This is a genomic window from Serratia sp. YC16, assembly GCF_009707615.1.
Lineage (GTDB): Bacteria > Pseudomonadota > Gammaproteobacteria > Enterobacterales > Enterobacteriaceae > Serratia > Serratia surfactantfaciens.
This window is the reverse complement of record NZ_WLYN01000002.1, coordinates 374,883-390,722: the sequence shown is the minus strand read 5'-3', so window position 1 is coordinate 390,722 and position 15,840 is coordinate 374,883. Positions and strand designations below refer to the sequence as shown.

The 15,840-nt window shown below is 62.3% G+C and carries 17 protein-coding genes and 1 other annotated feature; of the genes, 12 read left to right on the top strand and 5 right to left on the bottom strand.

Annotation, left to right across the window (positions count from 1 at the left end):
- Nucleotides 1-46 precede the first annotated feature (46 nt).
- The gene (locus GKN89_RS09265) at nt 47-466 is read left to right on the top strand and encodes a GNAT family N-acetyltransferase (RefSeq protein ID WP_063919087.1); all 420 of its coding nucleotides are present in this window, start codon (nt 47-49) and stop codon (nt 464-466) included.
- An 11-nt stretch (nt 467-477) separates the two neighbouring features.
- A complete protein-coding gene (gene corA / locus GKN89_RS09260; RefSeq protein ID WP_025920995.1) occupies nt 478-1,461 on the top strand; it encodes a magnesium/cobalt transporter CorA in 984 nt (327 codons plus the stop codon).
- Between the two features lie 63 nt (nt 1,462-1,524).
- Here corA and GKN89_RS09255 read toward each other — a convergent pair whose 3' ends face one another.
- The 3 genes from GKN89_RS09255 to speB all read right to left on the bottom strand — a co-directional run bounded on the left by GKN89_RS09255 (nt 1,525) and on the right by speB (nt 4,834).
- Complete coding sequence (locus tag GKN89_RS09255; RefSeq protein ID WP_154746842.1) at nt 1,525-2,334, bottom strand: nitrilase-related carbon-nitrogen hydrolase; 810 nt, start codon at nt 2,332-2,334, stop codon at nt 1,525-1,527.
- A gap of 104 nt (nt 2,335-2,438) precedes the next feature.
- Nucleotides 2,439-3,824 (bottom strand): sodium:solute symporter, encoded by a 1,386-nt coding sequence (locus GKN89_RS09250; protein WP_154746841.1) that lies wholly within the window; start codon nt 3,822-3,824, stop codon nt 2,439-2,441.
- Between the two features lie 77 nt (nt 3,825-3,901).
- Nucleotides 3,902-4,834, bottom strand: a complete 933-nt coding sequence (gene speB, locus GKN89_RS09245) for an agmatinase (protein ID WP_019454363.1) — start codon at nt 4,832-4,834, stop codon at nt 3,902-3,904.
- A gap of 249 nt (nt 4,835-5,083) precedes the next feature.
- On the opposite strand from speB, the gene GKN89_RS09240 reads away from it, so the two are divergent.
- Nucleotides 5,084-6,007, top strand: coding sequence for a LysR family transcriptional regulator (locus GKN89_RS09240; RefSeq protein WP_154746840.1), 924 nt, complete (start codon nt 5,084-5,086; stop codon nt 6,005-6,007).
- Here GKN89_RS09240 and GKN89_RS09235 read toward each other — a convergent pair.
- Nucleotides 6,004-6,828, bottom strand: a complete 825-nt coding sequence (locus tag GKN89_RS09235) for an SDR family oxidoreductase (protein ID WP_019454365.1) — start codon at nt 6,826-6,828, stop codon at nt 6,004-6,006. The two genes, GKN89_RS09240 and GKN89_RS09235, sit on opposite strands and share 4 nt — an antisense overlap.
- A 229-nt stretch (nt 6,829-7,057) precedes the next feature.
- Here GKN89_RS09235 and hisL point away from each other — a divergent pair, with 229 nt between their 5' ends.
- From hisL to hisIE, 9 genes are all read left to right on the top strand, one after another.
- Complete coding sequence (gene hisL, locus GKN89_RS09230) at nt 7,058-7,105, top strand: his operon leader peptide (protein WP_100396937.1); 48 nt, start codon at nt 7,058-7,060, stop codon at nt 7,103-7,105.
- Nucleotides 7,081-7,207: a sequence feature (His leader region), on the top strand. (Overlaps the previous gene by 25 nt.)
- Before the next feature lie 71 nt (nt 7,208-7,278).
- Nucleotides 7,279-8,178 carry an ATP phosphoribosyltransferase gene (gene hisG, locus GKN89_RS09225; protein ID WP_015377256.1) on the top strand — a complete coding sequence of 300 codons (900 nt, stop codon included), beginning with the start codon at nt 7,279-7,281 and terminating at the stop codon, nt 8,176-8,178.
- Between the two features lie 4 nt (nt 8,179-8,182).
- Nucleotides 8,183-9,490, top strand: a complete 1,308-nt coding sequence (hisD, locus tag GKN89_RS09220) for a histidinol dehydrogenase (protein WP_063919083.1) — start codon at nt 8,183-8,185, stop codon at nt 9,488-9,490.
- On the top strand, nt 9,487-10,575 hold the full coding sequence (hisC, locus tag GKN89_RS09215; protein WP_154746839.1) for a histidinol-phosphate transaminase: 1,089 nt from the start codon (nt 9,487-9,489) through the stop codon (nt 10,573-10,575). The genes hisD and hisC overlap by 4 nt, the downstream gene beginning before the upstream one ends.
- The gene (gene hisB / locus GKN89_RS09210) at nt 10,572-11,639 is read left to right on the top strand and encodes a bifunctional histidinol-phosphatase/imidazoleglycerol-phosphate dehydratase HisB (RefSeq protein WP_198635507.1); all 1,068 of its coding nucleotides are present in this window, start codon (nt 10,572-10,574) and stop codon (nt 11,637-11,639) included. The genes hisC and hisB overlap by 4 nt, the downstream gene beginning before the upstream one ends.
- A complete protein-coding gene (gene hisH / locus GKN89_RS09205) occupies nt 11,639-12,229 on the top strand; it encodes an imidazole glycerol phosphate synthase subunit HisH (protein ID WP_063919082.1) in 591 nt (196 codons plus the stop codon). Before hisB ends, hisH begins: the two co-directional genes overlap by 1 nt.
- Nucleotides 12,230-12,234: 5 nt before the next feature.
- The gene (hisA, locus tag GKN89_RS09200) at nt 12,235-12,972 is read left to right on the top strand and encodes a 1-(5-phosphoribosyl)-5-[(5-phosphoribosylamino)methylideneamino]imidazole-4-carboxamide isomerase (RefSeq protein ID WP_004938806.1); all 738 of its coding nucleotides are present in this window, start codon (nt 12,235-12,237) and stop codon (nt 12,970-12,972) included.
- Entirely contained in the window at nt 12,954-13,730 is a 777-nt protein-coding gene (gene hisF, locus GKN89_RS09195) for an imidazole glycerol phosphate synthase subunit HisF (protein WP_154746838.1), read from the top strand. The genes hisA and hisF overlap by 19 nt, the downstream gene beginning before the upstream one ends.
- A complete protein-coding gene (gene hisIE / locus GKN89_RS09190; RefSeq protein WP_370520188.1) occupies nt 13,724-14,344 on the top strand; it encodes a bifunctional phosphoribosyl-AMP cyclohydrolase/phosphoribosyl-ATP diphosphatase HisIE in 621 nt (206 codons plus the stop codon). Before hisF ends, hisIE begins: the two co-directional genes overlap by 7 nt.
- Before the next feature lie 74 nt (nt 14,345-14,418).
- Here hisIE and gndA read toward each other — a convergent pair whose 3' ends face one another.
- Nucleotides 14,419-15,825 (bottom strand): NADP-dependent phosphogluconate dehydrogenase, encoded by a 1,407-nt coding sequence (gene gndA, locus GKN89_RS09185; protein ID WP_004938815.1) that lies wholly within the window; start codon nt 15,823-15,825, stop codon nt 14,419-14,421.
- Nucleotides 15,826-15,840: the final 15 nt, after the last annotated feature.

Below are 15,840 nucleotides of genomic sequence, written 5' to 3'. Positions count from 1 at the left end.
TTTTAGCCGTAGTGTGCTTAAGTTAACGCATCACCCAGGAGGAAAAATGGACATTACCGTTACCGACGCGATCGACGAACAAACCCTTGATGCGATCAGGCAAGGCCTGCGCGCTTACAACCTGCCGCATATCGATGCCCGTCACCGCAAGCCGCTCAGCGTCTATGCGCGCGACGAGTCCGGCACGGTGATCGGCGGGCTGACCGCCGAAACCTGGGGCAACTGGCTGAGCGTCGAGTGGCTGTGGGTGGCGGACTCCCAACGCGGCAGCGGCCTCGGCGGCCGATTGATGCGCGCTGCCGAACAAGAGGCGCAGGCGCGCGGCTGCCGCTACGCCCGTCTGGACACCTTCAGCTTCCAGGCACGACCGTTTTACGAAAAGCTCGGCTATCAACTGCAAATGACGTTGAAAGATTATCCGGTGGAACATGAGTGCTATTTTCTCACCAAAACCCTGACTGATTAATGGACGGACCGATGGACAGCAAAAGCATGGTGGTGAACTGCGTGGCGTACAAAGCCGGCCAACGTCTGGGCGAAGTGACCATCGACGATATCAGCGAGGTGGTCAAACAACCGGACACTTTCATCTGGCTGGGGCTCCGGCAGCCGGAGCCGGCGTTTATGCGCAAGGTGCAGGAAGAGTTCGGGCTGCATGACCTGGCGATCGAAGACGCGCTGTGCGCACACCAGCGGCCGAAGCTGGAGACCTATGGCGACTCGCTGTTCATCGTGGTGAAAACCGCGCAATGGGGCGAGAACGACGAAATCGAATACGGCGAGACGCACTTCTTCGTCGGCAAAAACTTTCTGGTGACGGTGCGCCACGGCGCTTCGCCCAGCTATGCGCCGATCCGCGCCAAGGCGGAAGAGAATCACAAGCAGATGTGCCGCGGGCCGGGCTTCGCGCTTTATTCGGTGCTGGACTTCGTGGTGGATAACTACCGCAGTGTGGTGGCGCGCTTCGAGAGCACCATCGAGAACATCGAAGCCAACATGTTCCAGTCGGAGTTCGATCAGGCGGCGATTGAGAACGTCTATACTCTGCGCCGCCACCTGCTGGCGCTGCGCAACGCCGCGCTGCCGATGGATGAAATCTGCAACCAGCTGATCCGTCTGCACGAAGAAGTGATCCCGAAAGAGCTGCGCGCCTACGTGCGCGACGTGCAGGATCATGCGCATCAGGTGGTCAGCAACATCGACGACATGCGCGAAATGCTGACCAACGCCATGCACGTCAATCTGGCGCTGGTGACGGTCAAACAGAACGAAGTGGTGAAACGGCTGGCGGGCTGGGGGGCGATTTTGGCTATCCCGACGGTGATCTTCAGCCTGTACGGGATGAACTTCGCCGACATGCCGGAACTGAAATTCCCGTGGGCCTATCACGCCACGCTGGGAGTGACCGCCGTCGGCTGCATTTTCCTGTATCAGAAGCTGAAGAAATCAGGCTGGCTGTAAGCGCCAAAACAGCGGCGGTTCCCGTCGGCCAAAAACCTCGGCGGGGCAGCCCGCCCCGCCGCTTCAATACAGTAGCGGCCGCCGATCGCAATGCACATGATTGTAGCGGCCGATGCGCTTGTCATCAGCCGTACTGATATCCATTTCCGCCAGCACCATGCCTTCGCCAGCCAGGCTCTGCGTCAACGGGTAACCGTCGGCGTCGACGATCGCCGAGCCGCCGATCCACTCGACGCCGCGTTCCGTTGCGCAGCGATCGCACACCGCGATGAACAGCCGATTGACGGCGGCGTTGGCCTGCGCCTTCACCATCTCCGCCGGCCGTTCGCCCTGTGGGCGCGGCGCCAGCGGCCAGTTGACCGGTGCGCACAGCAGCTGAGCACCGGCCAGCGCCGGCAGCCGCACCCACTCAGGGAATTCAAGATCGTAGCAGATCATCACCGCCAACCGGCCAAAGCGCGTCTCGACGACCGGCGGCGGCCGATCGCCGGGGGTAAAGATCGTGCTCTCCTCATGCCACAGGTGAACCTTGCGATAAATCGCCCTCACGCCTTGCGCATCGATCAACGCCGCGCTGTTGGCCACCCCGCCATCGGGCAGCCGCTCGCAGAAACCGGCGACGATCGCCACATCCCATTCGCACGCCAGGGCAACCCACAAGCTGACGCTTGGCCCGTCGTCGGCCTCGGCCAACGTCAGCGCCTCCGCCTTATCGCGAAACACATAACCGCTGTTCACCAACTCCGGCAGCACGATGACGTTGGCGCCGCGCTGCGTCGCATGACGGATCGCCTGAGCGGACAGCGCCCGATTATGCTCTGCTTCCCCTACCCGCAGCGCTAACTGGCAGCATGCGACGCTGATTTTACCCATGACTCACCTTCTCCTTACCCTCACCGTTATACCGACAGGGCGGCGATGCGCCCTGCTCTTCAGTAAATCAGTAAAGGCGCCGTGATAAAAGCCCGGATCGCGCCTCAGCGTTCAGTTTGAGCCTGCAGCTGCGGCGCAGGGCGGCTCAGCAGGCTGCCCAGCACGAAGGCGACGCCGCCGCCCAACAGGCCGCCGTAGATCGGGCTGTTGGCGTCGATGCCATGCCAGACCATCAGCCCCACCACACACAGGCTGCCGGTCAGCATGCTGGCGATGGCGCCGACGCTGGTGGCACGCGGCCAGAAGATCGCCCCCACCAGCGGGATCAGCATGCCGCCCACCAGCAGGTTATAAGCCAGCGTCAGCGCCGCCAGCACGTCGCGCACCACAAACGCCAGCCCCAGCATGACCGCACCCATGAAAAGCGTGGCAAAGCGCCCGGCGGCCAGCCCGCCGGACGGTTTGCGGCGAATGGCCGGCAGCACGTCTTCCAGCGCGATGGTGGAGGACGCCAGCAGGCAGGCGCTGGCGGTGGACATCAGCGCCGCCAGTGCCGCCGCGGCCACCAGCCCGCTGACGCCGACCGGCAACACCGCTTGCGCGATGGCGGCAAAGGCGCCATCGGTATTGCTGAGCGACGGCAGCACGATCTTGCCGGCCATGCCGATCAGCGCGCCGGTCACGCCGTACAGCACGCAGTAGACGCCCGCCCCCAGCCCGGCGAAGCGCGCCACGTTGGCGCTGCGGGCGGTGAACACCCGCTGCCAGATGTCCTGGCCGATCAGAATGCCGAAGAAGTAGATCAGGAAGAACACCAGAATGGTGTCCAGCCCAATCGACGACAGCTGATAGTAACCGGCGGGCAGTTGGCTGGCGAACGCTTCCCAGCCGCCGGCCTTGACGATGCTCATCGGCATCAGCACCAGCATCATGCCGACGGTCATGATGATGAACTGAATGATGTCGGTCAGCGTCAGCGACCACATACCGCCCAGCGTCGAATACAGCACCACCAGCCCGCCGCCGAGCAGAATCGACGCGGCGAACGACAGGCCGAACATCACCTGCATCACGCTGCCGATGGCGATGATCGAAGTCACCGCCACCATCAGGTCATATGCCAGCATGATCGCGCCGCTGGTGACGCGCGCCGCCGGATGATAGCGCCGCGACAGCACCTGGCTGACGGTATATAGCTTCAGCTTGAGCAGCGGCTTGGCCAGCACCAGGCTCAGCACCACGATGCCCAGCCCGAGCGCGCCGCACAGCCAGACGCCGGAGATGCCGTAGGTGTAGCCGAGTTTGACGCTGCCGATGGTCGACGCGCCGCCGAGCACCACCGCCGACAGCGTGCCCAGATACAGTCCTGGCCCCAGGTTGCGCCCGGCGACCAGATACGCCTCTTTGGAATTGGCGCGGCGAATGCCCATCCACCCCACCGCGCCTATCACCAGAAAGTAAAACACCACAACCAGCAGATCGAGATTCATGGGTACCTCCACACCGTTGTTATTGTTATCAGGGGGCCCGACGCAACCGCTCCGCCGGTAGGGTCAGTGCGCCGGCCTCAGCGGACCGGCAGCACGCACAGCATTTCAAACAGCAGGTTGGCCGCCAGCAGCGCGGTGTTGCCGGAGCGATCGTAAGGCGGCGACACCTCCACGACATCGCCGCCGATCAGGTTCAGCCCATGGCAGCCGCGCACGATCTCCAGCCCCTGCCAGACCGACAGCCCGCCGACCTCCGGCGTACCAGTGCCCGGTGCAAAGGCCGGATCCAGCCCGTCGATATCGAAGCTGAGGTAAACCGGCGCGTCGCCCATCTGTTCGCGGATCTCGGCCATCAGCGGCGTCAGCGACCGGTGCCAACAGGCTTCGGCCGGCACGACGCGGAAGCCCTGGCGACGCGACCAGTCGAAGTCGTCGGCCGCATAGCCGCTGCCGCGCAGACCGATCTGCACCACCTTTTCCGGCGCCAAGAGTCCTTCCTCAAACGCACGGCGGAAGGTGGTGCCGTGCGCCAGCCGCTCGCCGAACATCTCCTCGTTGGTGTCGGAATGCGCATCGACGTGGATCAGCCCCACCGGGCCATGCCGACGGGCAATGGCGCGCAGCACCGGCAGCGTCAGGGTGTGATCGCCGCCGAGCGTCAACGGCGTACAACCGTGCGCCAGGATCTCGTGATAAGCCGCCTCGATGCGCTGCACGCTGTCCGCCAGGCTGTAGGGGTTGATGGCGACATCCCCCAGATCGGCCACCTGCAGCCGTTCAAACGGGGCAGAGCCGGTGCCCATGTTGTAGGGGCGGATCATTACCGACTCCTGGCGGATCTGGCGCGGACCATAGCGGGTACCGCTGCGGTTGGAGGTGCCGATATCCAGCGGAATGCCGACAAAGGCGGCGTTCAGACCGCGCGCCTGTTCGGCGGCGGGCAGGCGCATCATGGTGGGGATACCGGCAAAGCGCGGCATGTCGTTGCCGCTTTGGGGTTGGTTCAGCATGGCGTTTCCTTGTCGTAGTCTGCGATAGATTGAAACATTTAAGCAACATTCGCAGACTACCCCGTTGGCCGCCTCGACTACCATTCCCGCTTTTGCATGTAAACATCGAAAAACGCGATGTAACTAACCTATTGAAGTATTGATTTTTATTTCAACTTCATGCCATAAGGAAGGCCATATCTTCAGCGCCGTACCCATTTTCGCAATGTTAAAAATGAGTTAACCGGCCGATGCTCTGCGGAGGGGCAGATGCTCACCAACCTAAGCGATATCGATCTGAAACTGCTGCGGGTGTTTGTTGCGGTGGCGGAATCCCAGGGCGTCAGCGCCGCGCAGGAAACGTTGATGATGAATCAGTCCACCATCAGCACTCACCTGGCTTCGTTGGAAACCCGGCTGGGTTTTCGCCTGTGCCAGCGCGGCCGCTCCGGCTTCCGGCTGACGCCTAAGGGTGAACGCATGCTGATCGCCTGCCGCTCGTTGTTCAACGCCGCCCGCGACTTCACCCGGGTCAGCCAGTCGCTGAACGGCCTGCTGACCGGCGATCTGCAGATTGGGCTGGTAGATAATCTGGTCTCGCTACCGCGCAATCCGTTCAGCCAGGCCATCAAACACTTTCAACGCCGGCATCAGGACGTGCAGCTGCAGTGCCGCATCTGTTCACCGAGCGAGATTGAACAGGGGCTGCTGCACCGGCAGCTCGATCTGGGCATCGGCTACTTCGGTCAGCAGTTGGAGGCGCTGCGCTATCAGCCGTGGCTGGAGGAGACGCAGGCGATCTATTGCAGCGCGGATCACCCGCTGTTCGCAGTGGAAACCCCCGAACGCGAGCAGATCGAAAACGCGCGCTGGGTTAAGCGTGGCTACCTGCTGGCGCAGCAGTTATGCCCGATCGCGCCGCCCCACCTGGCTGCGGTGGCTCATCATATGGAGAGCGTCGCCCATCTGGTGTTGAGCGGCACCTGTCTTGGCTATTTGCCCACCCACTACGCGGCGCGCTGGGTGGAACAGGGGCTGCTGCGGCAGCTGGGCGGCGCGGCGCTCTCATACCGCGCCGTACTCAGCCTGGTCAGCCGCCCCGTCGAGCCCGACGAGGCGCTGAACGCGCTGCTGGAGGATTTGGTGCGCGCTGGCGAAAAAAACCCCGCATTTGCGGGGCATGATGACGTTTAGCTGACCGGCATGCGCGCCGGGTCGGGATACTGGTACTCGAAGCCCAGCTCATTGCAGATGCGATTGCCGTCCACCAGCCGCTCATCCTGCTCCGCTTCATCGGCGAATTGCGGCGGCTCCAGGTGCAGCTGCTCGGCCAGCGCCGGATAGAACTCGCGTTTGGCCGGATGACGCGGTGCGCACAGGTTGTACACATGGCCGCCCTTCGGCAGCTTCAGCAGCAGTTGGATGGCGGCGATCACGTCGTCCTGATGCACCAGATTCACCCCCTGCGAACCGCCCTTCACGTCGAGTTTGCCCGCCAGGAAGCGGCCGGGGTGACGATCGGCGCCCACCAGCCCCGCCAGCCGCAGAATGTCCACCGAGGTGTTCGGCAACTCATGCAGCCAACGTTCCAATTCGGCCAAGACCCGGCCCGACGGCGAGACCGGCCGCAGCGGCGACTCTTCGCGCAGCGTGCCGGCCGTTTCGCCGTATACCGAGGTGGAACTGGTGAAGATTACCCGCGGCACGCCGAAGGCCATCGCGCTGTCCACCAGCATGCGCACCGCATTGAAATAGTTCTCGCTGCCTTCGACGGTGCGGCGCGCGGGCAGCGTCACCACCAGCGCATCCACGCGCAACAGCGATTCCAGATCGTCCGCATCGCAGACCAACTCCGGCGTCAGCTCCAACTGATAGCATTCGATACCGCTCATACGCGCGGCCTCGACGCCGTCCGGCGTGGTTTTGCTGCCGACCACATCGTACCCGCGGCCCATCAGCGACAACGCCAGCGGCATGCCCAACCAACCCAGGCCAATAATGGCTACCTTTTTCATCCTCTTCCTCTCCTGAAGAATGCAGCGCTCTACTTCTAAGGCTACGCCACTGCGCGCGGCGATACAATCTGCCCGGCTTAAGGTTAGGTAAAGCCGTCTATGGCTAATAACCCAACCTGTTTCAATAAATTAAATTTATGACGACAAAAAAGAGTTGCACGGCGGACAGCGGATAGTTTAGCTTAATTGGCATACGGTTTTTTACCGACTTTTGCTGAGAGAAAACACCATGACACGCGTTCAGTTCAACCACCATCATCACCATCACCCTGACTAGTCTTTCAGGCGATGAGTGCTGGAAGACGGTTTGTTAATCTTCCAGTGGCGCGCAGAACGCAAGAGAGAGCCCTCGGAAGATTTCTTCCGAGGGTTTTTTTTTGGCTCCGGACAGACAGAAAAGAATAGTTTTTACAATAAATTCATAAAATTACAGATTAAACAGAGGTTACCATGCTGGACAAGACACGTTTACGGATCGCAATGCAGAAGTCGGGCCGCCTGAGCGATGAATCCCAGGAGCTGCTGGCGCGCTGCGGCATCAAGATCAACCTGCAGCAGCAGCGTCTGATCGCCTTCGCCGAGAACATGCCGATCGACATCCTGCGCGTGCGCGACGACGACATTCCAGGCCTGGTGATGGACGGCGTGGTCGATCTGGGCATCATCGGCGAGAACGTGCTGGAAGAAGAGCTGCTCAGCCGCCGCGCCCAGGGTGAAGACCCGCGTTACTTCACCCTGCGCCGCCTCGATTTCGGCGGCTGCCGCCTGTCGCTGGCCACCCCGCTCGACGCCGAATACGCCGGCCCGCAAAGCCTGCAGGACGCCCGCATCGCCACCTCTTACCCGCACCTGCTGAAGCAATACCTCGACAAACAGGGCGTGCGCTTCAAATCCTGTCTGTTGAACGGCTCGGTAGAGGTGGCGCCGCGCGCCGGTCTGGCCGACGCCATCTGCGATCTGGTCTCTACCGGCGCCACGCTGGAAGCCAACGGCCTGCGCGAAGTGGAGGTGATCTACCGCTCCAAAGCTTGTCTTATCCAGCGCGACGGCGAAATGCCGGAAGCCAAACAGCAGCTGATCGACCGCCTGATGACCCGTATTCAGGGCGTGATCCAGGCGCGCGAATCCAAATACATCATGCTGCACGCGCCGAGCGAGAAGCTGGACGAGATCGTCGCGCTGCTGCCGGGTGCCGAACGCCCGACCATTCTGCCGCTGGCCGGTGCGCAGAACCGCGTGGCGATGCACATGGTCAGCAGCGAAACCCTGTTCTGGGAAACCATGGAAAAACTGAAAGCGCTCGGCGCCAGCTCGATTCTGGTGCTGCCGATTGAAAAGATGATGGAGTAACGCCATGTCGACCTTCAACACGCCGATCGATTGGGCAACGTGCAGTGCCGAACGCCAGGCCGAGCTGCTGATGCGCCCGGCCATCGCCGCTTCCGACAGCATCACCCGCACGGTGAGTGAGATCCTCGACAACGTGAAGGCCAACGGCGATCGGGCGCTGCGCGACTACAGCGCCCGTTTCGACAAGGCGCAGGTCGCCGCGCTGCGCGTCAGCGACGAGCAGATCGCCGCCGCCTGCGCCCGACTGGGCGATGACATCAAACAGGCGATGGCAGTGGCCGTCGCCAACGTGGAAACCTTCCACAACGCGCAACGGTTGCCGCCGGTAGACGTCGAAACGCAGCCTGGCGTGCGCTGCCAACAGGTGACCCGCCCCATCGACTCGGTCGGCCTGTATATTCCCGGCGGATCGGCGCCGCTGTTCTCCACCGTGCTGATGCTGGCGACGCCGGCGCGCATCGCCGGTTGCCGCCGGGTGGTGCTGTGTTCGCCGCCGCCGATCGCCGATGAGATCCTGTATGCGGCACAGCTGTGCGGCGTGCAGGAAGTGTTTCAGGTCGGGGGCGCGCAGGCGATCGCCGCCCTGGCGTTCGGCACCGAAAGCGTGCCGCGCGTGGCGAAGATCTTCGGACCGGGCAACGCCTTCGTGACCGAAGCCAAGCGGCAGATCAGCCAACGCCTCGACGGCGCGGCCATCGATATGCCGGCCGGCCCTTCGGAAGTGCTGGTGATCGCCGACGCCGGCGCCACCCCGGCGTTCGTCGCTTCGGATCTGCTGTCGCAGGCCGAACACGGCCCGGATTCTCAGGTGATCCTGCTGACGCCGGACGCGGCGATGGCGCAGGCGGTGGCCGAAGCGGTGGAAAGCCAGTTGGCCGAGCTGCCGCGCGCCGACACCGCCCGCCAGGCGCTGGCAAGCAGCCGCCTGATCGTGGCACGCGATCTGGCAGAGTGCGTGACAATCAGCAATCGCTACGGCCCGGAGCACCTGATCATTCAGACCCGCAATGCACGCGAGTTGGTGGACGGCATCACCAGCGCCGGTTCGGTGTTCCTCGGCGACTGGTCGCCGGAGTCCGCCGGCGATTACGCCTCCGGCACCAACCACGTGCTGCCGACCTACGGCTACACCGCCACCTGCTCCAGCCTGGGGCTGGCCGACTTCCAAAAACGCATGACGGTGCAGGAGCTGACGCCGCAGGGTTTCAGCAACCTGGCCGCCACCATCGAGACGCTGGCTGCCGCCGAGCAGCTGATCGCCCACAAAAACGCCGTGACCCTGCGCGTCGCCGCCCTGAAGGAGCAAGCATGAGCATCGAAAAACTGGCGCGCGCCAACGTTCGCGAGCTGACCCCTTATCAATCGGCGCGCCGCCTCGGCGGTAAGGGCGATGTGTGGCTCAACGCCAACGAATACCCGATCGCGCCGGAATTCCAGCTGACCTCGCAAACCTTCAACCGCTATCCGGAGTGCCAGCCGGCGCAGGTGATCGAACGTTATGCCGCCTACGCCGGGGTGAAGAAAGAACAGGTGCTGGTCAGCCGCGGCGCCGACGAGGGCATTGAGCTGCTGATCCGCGCCTTCTGCGAGCCGGGTAAAGACGCCATTCTGTTCTGCCCACCGACCTACGGCATGTACGCCGTCAGCGCCGAAACCTTTGGCGTGGAGCGCCGTACCGTGGCCGCCAAAGAGGACTGGCAGCTGGATCTGCCGGCCATCGCAGACAGCCTGGACAACGTGAAGTTGATCTACGTCTGCAGCCCGAACAACCCGACCGGCAACCTGATCGACCCGGACTCTCTGCGCAGCCTGCTGGAGCTGGCCAAAGGCAAGGCGATCGTCGCGGTGGACGAAGCCTATATCGAGTTTTGTCCGCAGGCTTCAGTGGCCGGCTGGCTGAGCGACTATCCGCACCTGGCGATCCTGCGCACGCTGTCGAAAGCCTTTGCGCTGGCCGGCCTGCGCTGCGGCTTTACGCTCGCCAACGAAGATCTGATCGCCCTGCTGCTGAAGGTGATCGCGCCTTACCCGCTTTCGACGCCGGTGGCGGATATCGCCGCACAGGCGCTGAGCGAAGAGGGCATCCGCACCATGCGCCAGCGCGTCACCGACATCGCAGCCACCCGCAGCTGGCTGCAGCAACAGCTGGAAAAATGCGCCTGCGTCGAGCAGGTTTTCGCCAGCGACAGCAATTACCTGCTGGCCCGCTTCACCGCCTCAAGTAATGTGTTTAAAAGCTTGTGGGATCAGGGCATTATCTTACGAGACCAAAACAAACAGCCCGGGTTGTCCGGCTGCCTGCGCATCACCATAGGCACCCGCGACGAATGTCAACGCGTGGTGGACGCCTTGTCCGCCCTGCCCGGCGCCAACCAGACTCGCCAGGAGCCAATGTGAGCCAAAAAATCCTCTTTATCGATCGTGACGGCACGCTGATCGCCGAGCCACCGGAAGATTTCCAGGTTGACCGCCTGGACAAACTGGCGCTCGAGCCGGACGTGATCCCTTCTCTGCTGGCGCTACAGCAGGCGGGGTATCAGCTGGTGATGATCACCAATCAGGATGGGCTCGGCACCGCCAGTTTCCCGCAGGAAACCTTCGATCCGCCGCACAACCTGATGATGCAGATCCTCAGCTCGCAGGGCATTCAGTTCGCCGATGTGCTGATCTGCCCGCACCTGCCGGCGGACAACTGCGACTGCCGCAAGCCGAAAACCGCGCTGGTGAAGGGATATCTCGAACCCGGCGTGTTGGATGCCGCCCACAGCTACGTGATCGGCGATCGGCCGACCGACGTGCAGCTGGCGGAAAACATGGGCATTCAGGGGCTGCGCTACCAGCGCGGCGTGCTGGGCTGGAAAGAGATCGTGCGCCAGCTGACCCTGCGCGACCGTCACGCGCGGGTTAACCGCGTAACCAAAGAGACGCAAATCGACGTCAACGTCTGGCTGGATCGCGAAGGCGGCAGCAAGATCAAAACCGGCGTCGGCTTCTTCGACCACATGCTGGATCAGATCGCCACCCACGGCGGCTTTCGCATGGAGATCGACGTCAAAGGCGACCTGTATATCGACGATCACCACACGGTAGAGGACACCGGTCTGGCGCTGGGTGAAGCGCTGAACAAGGCGCTGGGCGACAAGCGCGGCATCGCCCGCTTCGGCTTCGTGCTGCCGATGGACGAATGCCTGGCGCGCTGCGCGCTGGATATCTCCGGCCGCCCGCACCTGGAGTACAAGGCCGAGTTCAACTATCAGCGCGTCGGCGATCTCAGCACTGAAATGGTCGAGCACTTCTTCCGTTCGCTCTCCTATACCATGGGCTGTACTTTGCACCTGAAGACCAAGGGCAAAAACGACCACCACCGGGTCGAGAGCCTGTTCAAAGTGTTTGGCCGCACGCTGCGCCAAGCGATCCGCGTCGAAGGCAATACCCTGCCGAGCTCGAAAGGAGTGCTGTGATGAACGTGGTGATTTTGGATACCGGCTGCGCCAACCTGGCCTCCGTCACCTACGCGGTGCGGCGCCTGGGTTATCAGCCGGAGGTGAGCCGCGATCCGGAGATCGTGCTGCGCGCCGACAAGCTGTTCCTGCCGGGCGTCGGCACCGCGCAGGCGGCGATGGATCAGCTGCGCGAGCGCGATCTGATCGAGTTGATCAAGGCCTGCACGCAGCCGGTGCTGGGCATTTGTCTCGGCATGCAGCTGCTGGCGACCAGCAGCGAGGAGAACGGCGGCGTAACCACGCTCGGCCTCATCGATACGCCGGTGAAGCAGATGACCGACTTCGGCCTGCCGCTGCCGCACATGGGCTGGAACCAGGTGTCTGCGCAGGCGGGCCACCATCTGTTCCGCGGCATCGATGACGGTGCCTACTTCTATTTCGTTCACAGCTATGCGATGCCGATATGCTCCAGCACCATCGCTCAGGCGAACTACGGCGAGCCCTTCACCGCCGCCGTGCAAAAAGACAACTTCTTCGGCGTGCAGTTTCATCCAGAACGTTCTGGAGCGGCCGGTGCGCAACTGTTGAAAAACTTTCTGGAGATGTAGGCAGCATGATTATTCCGGCTTTGGATTTGATCGACGGCAACGTGGTGCGTTTGCACCAGGGCGATTACGGCCAACAGCGCGACTACGGCAACGATCCGCTGCTGCGCCTGCAGGACTATCAACAACAGGGCGCGCAGGTGCTGCACCTGGTCGATCTGACCGGTGCCAAGGATCCGGCCGCGCGCCAGATCCCGCTGCTGCGCAAACTGCTGGCGGGGGTTGACGTGCCGGTGCAGGTCGGCGGCGGCATCCGCAACGAGCAGGACGTCAGCGCTCTGCTGGAGGCCGGCGCCACGCGCGTGGTGATCGGCTCCACCGCGGTGAAACAGCCGCAGTTGGTGCAAAGCTGGTTCGAGCGCTATGGCGCCGACGCACTGGTGCTGGCGCTGGACGTGCGCATCGATGCGCAGGGCGTAAAACGCGTGGCCATCAGCGGCTGGCAGGAAGATTCCGACGCCACGCTGGAACAGGTGGTGGAGCAGTTCCTGCCCTACGGCCTGAAGCACGTGCTGTGCACCGACATTTCGCGCGATGGCACGCTGGCCGGCTCCAACGTGGCGCTGTATCAGGAGATTAGCCGCCGCTATCCGCAGGTGGCCTTTCAGGCTTCGGGCGGCATCGGCAATCTGGACGACATCGCCCAGCTGCGCGGCAGCGGCGTTGCCGGCGTGATCGTGGGGCGCGCCCTGCTGGAAGGTAAATTTAGCGTTGAGGAGGCGATCGCATGCTGGCAAAACGGATAATCCCGTGCCTGGATGTTAAAGACGGGCAAGTGGTGAAAGGCGTGCAGTTCCGCAACCACGAAATCATCGGCGACATCGTGCCGCTGGCGCAGCGCTATGCGCAAGAAGGTGCGGACGAGCTGGTATTTTACGATATCACCGCCTCGAGCGACGGCCGGGTGGTGGACAAAAGCTGGGTATCGCGCGTGGCGGAGGTGATTGATATTCCGTTCTGCGTCGCCGGCGGCATTAAAAGCGCCGAGGATGCCAGCCAGATCCTGTCTTTCGGCGCCGACAAGATTTCCATCAACTCCCCGGCACTGGCCGACCCCGACCTGATTAGCCGCCTGGCGGATCGCTTCGGCGTACAGTGCATCGTGGTGGGCATCGATACCTGGTTTGACAGTGAAACCAGCAAGTATCACGTCAACCAATATACCGGCGATGAGAGCCGCACCCGCATCACCCAGTGGGAAACCCTCGACTGGGTGCAGGAAGTGCAGCGCCGCGGCGCCGGCGAGATCGTGCTGAACATGATGAACCAGGACGGCGTGCGCAACGGTTACGATCTGCAGCAACTGCGCCTGGTGCGCGAAGTCTGCAAGGTGCCGCTGATCGCCTCCGGCGGCGCGGGCACCATGGAACACTTCCTGGAGGCGTTCCGCGATGCGGACGTCGACGGCGCACTGGCGGCGTCGGTGTTCCACAAACAAATCATCAATATCGGCGAACTGAAAAGGTTCCTGGTTGAACAAGGCGTGGAGATTCGCGTGTGCTGACAGAACAACAGAGAAACCAGCTGGACTGGGAAAAAACCGACGGCCTGATGCCCGCCATCGTGCAACACGCCGTTTCCGGCGAAGTGCTGATGCTGGGCTACATGACGCCGGAAGCGCTGGCGACCACCGAGCAGAGCGGCAACGTCACCTTCTTCTCACGCACCAAGCAGCGCCTGTGGACCAAGGGTGAAAGCTCCGGCCACTTCCTCAAGGTGGTCAGCATCACGCCGGACTGCGATAACGACACGCTGCTGGTATTGGCCAACCCGATCGGCCCGACCTGCCACCTGGGCAACAGCAGCTGCTTCCACCCGGCCACCAGCGACTGGACGTTCCTCTATCAGCTGGAACAGCTACTGGCGGAGCGCAAGCACGCCAGCCCGGACAGCTCGTACACCGCCAGCCTGTACGCCAGCGGCACCAAGCGCATCGCGCAGAAGGTCGGGGAGGAAGGCGTGGAAACCGCGCTGGCCGCCACGGTCAACGATCGCGAAGAGCTGACCAACGAAGCCTCGGACCTGATCTATCACCTGCTGGTGCTGCTGCAGGACCAGGATCTGGATCTGAGCGCGGTGATCGGCCGGCTGCGCGAGCGGCATCAGAAAAAAGCGTGACGCTAAATTACGCGCAATAAAAAAGCCGCCGGGCGTTAACCTCGGCGGCTTTTTTTATCGCTCAACGAGCGGGCTTATTCCATCCATTCGGTGTGGAATACGCCTTCCTTGTCGATACGTTTGTAGGTATGCGCACCGAAGTAGTCGCGCTGCGCCTGGATCAGGTTCGCCGGCAGCACTGCGGAGCGGTAGCTGTCGTAGTAGGCGATCGCGGCGGAGAAGGTCGGCGTAGGGATACCGTTCTGTACGGCGTAGGCCACCACGTCACGCAGCGCCTGCTGGTACTCGTCGGCGATTTGCTTGAAGTATGGTGCCAGCAACAGGTTGGCGATATCGGCGTCCGCCGCATAGGCGTCGGTGATCTTCTGCAGGAACTGGGCGCGAATGATGCAGCCGGCGCGGAAGATCTTGGCGATTTCGCCGTAGTGCAGATCCCAGTTGTTTTCTTTAGACGCGGCTTTCAGCTGAGAGAAGCCCTGCGCGTAGGACACGATCTTGCCCAGATACAGCGCGCGACGCACTTTCTCGATGAACTCGGCCTTGTCGCCGGTGAACGGCGCCACTTTCGGGCCGGTCAGCACTTTAGAGGCAGCAACGCGCTGGTCTTTCAGCGAGGACAGGTAGCGTGCGAACACCGACTCGGTGATCAGCGACAGCGGTTCGCCCAGATCCAGCGAGCTCTGGCTGGTCCACTTGCCGGTGCCTTTGTTGGCAGCTTCGTCCAGGATCACATCGACCAGGTATTTACCCTCTTCGTCTTTCTTGGTGAAGATGTCTTTGGTGATGTCGATCAGGTAGCTGTTCAGCTCGCCCTTGTTCCACTCGGCGAAGGTTTCGGCCAGCTGTTCGTTGCTCAGATTCAGCGCCTGCTTCAGCAGAGAATAGGCTTCAGCAATCAGCTGCATGTCGCCGTATTCGATGCCGTTGTGCACCATCTTCACATAGTGGCCGGCACCGTCTGCGCCGATGTAGGTTACGCAAGGCTCGCCTTCCGCGACCGCCGCGATTTTCTCCAGGATTGGCGCCACCAGCTCGTACGCTTCTTTCTGGCCGCCAGGCATGATGGAAGGCCCTTTCAGCGCGCCCTCTTCACCGCCGGAAACACCGGTGCCGATGAAGTTGAAGCCCTGGTCGGACAGTTCGCGGTTACGACGGATGGTGTCCTGATAGTAGGTGTTGCCGCCGTCGATCAGGATATCGCCCTTGTCCAGGTGCGGAGTCAGCGAGGCAATGGTTTTATCCGTTGCTTCGCCCGCTTTCACCATCAGCAGGATGCGGCGCGGTTTTTCCAGCGATTCAACAAACTCTTCAACGGTGTAATACGGCGCCAGATTCTTGCCCGGGTTCTCAGCGATCACTTCGTCAGTTTTGTCGCCAGAACGGTTGAAAATGGAAACGGTGTAACCACGGCTCTCGATGTTCAGCGCGAGGTTGCGGCCCATTACCGCCATGCCGACAACGCCGATTTGTTGCTTGGACATTTAGGAACTCCTGTC

Bases quoted from the DNA above. Each gene is read 5' to 3' on its own strand.
- hisC (WP_154746839.1), top strand. From the start codon at position 9,487: ATGAGCATCGAAAAACTGGCGCGCGCCAACGTTCGCGAGCTGACCCCT.
- hisD (WP_063919083.1), top strand. From the start codon at position 8,183: ATGTCGACCTTCAACACGCCGATCGATTGGGCAACGTGCAGTGCCGAA.
- GKN89_RS09235 (WP_019454365.1), bottom strand. From the start codon at position 6,828: ATGAAAAAGGTAGCCATTATTGGCCTGGGTTGGTTGGGCATGCCGCTG.
- hisA (WP_004938806.1), top strand. From the start codon at position 12,235: ATGATTATTCCGGCTTTGGATTTGATCGACGGCAACGTGGTGCGTTTG.
- hisF (WP_154746838.1), top strand. From the start codon at position 12,954: ATGCTGGCAAAACGGATAATCCCGTGCCTGGATGTTAAAGACGGGCAA.
- gndA (WP_004938815.1), bottom strand. From the start codon at position 15,825: ATGTCCAAGCAACAAATCGGCGTTGTCGGCATGGCGGTAATGGGCCGC.
- GKN89_RS09265 (WP_063919087.1), top strand. From the start codon at position 47: ATGGACATTACCGTTACCGACGCGATCGACGAACAAACCCTTGATGCG.
- GKN89_RS09240 (WP_154746840.1), top strand. From the start codon at position 5,084: ATGCTCACCAACCTAAGCGATATCGATCTGAAACTGCTGCGGGTGTTT.
- speB (WP_019454363.1), bottom strand. From the start codon at position 4,834: ATGCTGAACCAACCCCAAAGCGGCAACGACATGCCGCGCTTTGCCGGT.
- GKN89_RS09255 (WP_154746842.1), bottom strand. From the start codon at position 2,334: ATGGGTAAAATCAGCGTCGCATGCTGCCAGTTAGCGCTGCGGGTAGGG.
- corA (WP_025920995.1), top strand. From the start codon at position 478: ATGGACAGCAAAAGCATGGTGGTGAACTGCGTGGCGTACAAAGCCGGC.
- hisH (WP_063919082.1), top strand. From the start codon at position 11,639: ATGAACGTGGTGATTTTGGATACCGGCTGCGCCAACCTGGCCTCCGTC.
- GKN89_RS09250 (WP_154746841.1), bottom strand. From the start codon at position 3,824: ATGAATCTCGATCTGCTGGTTGTGGTGTTTTACTTTCTGGTGATAGGC.
- hisG (WP_015377256.1), top strand. From the start codon at position 7,279: ATGCTGGACAAGACACGTTTACGGATCGCAATGCAGAAGTCGGGCCGC.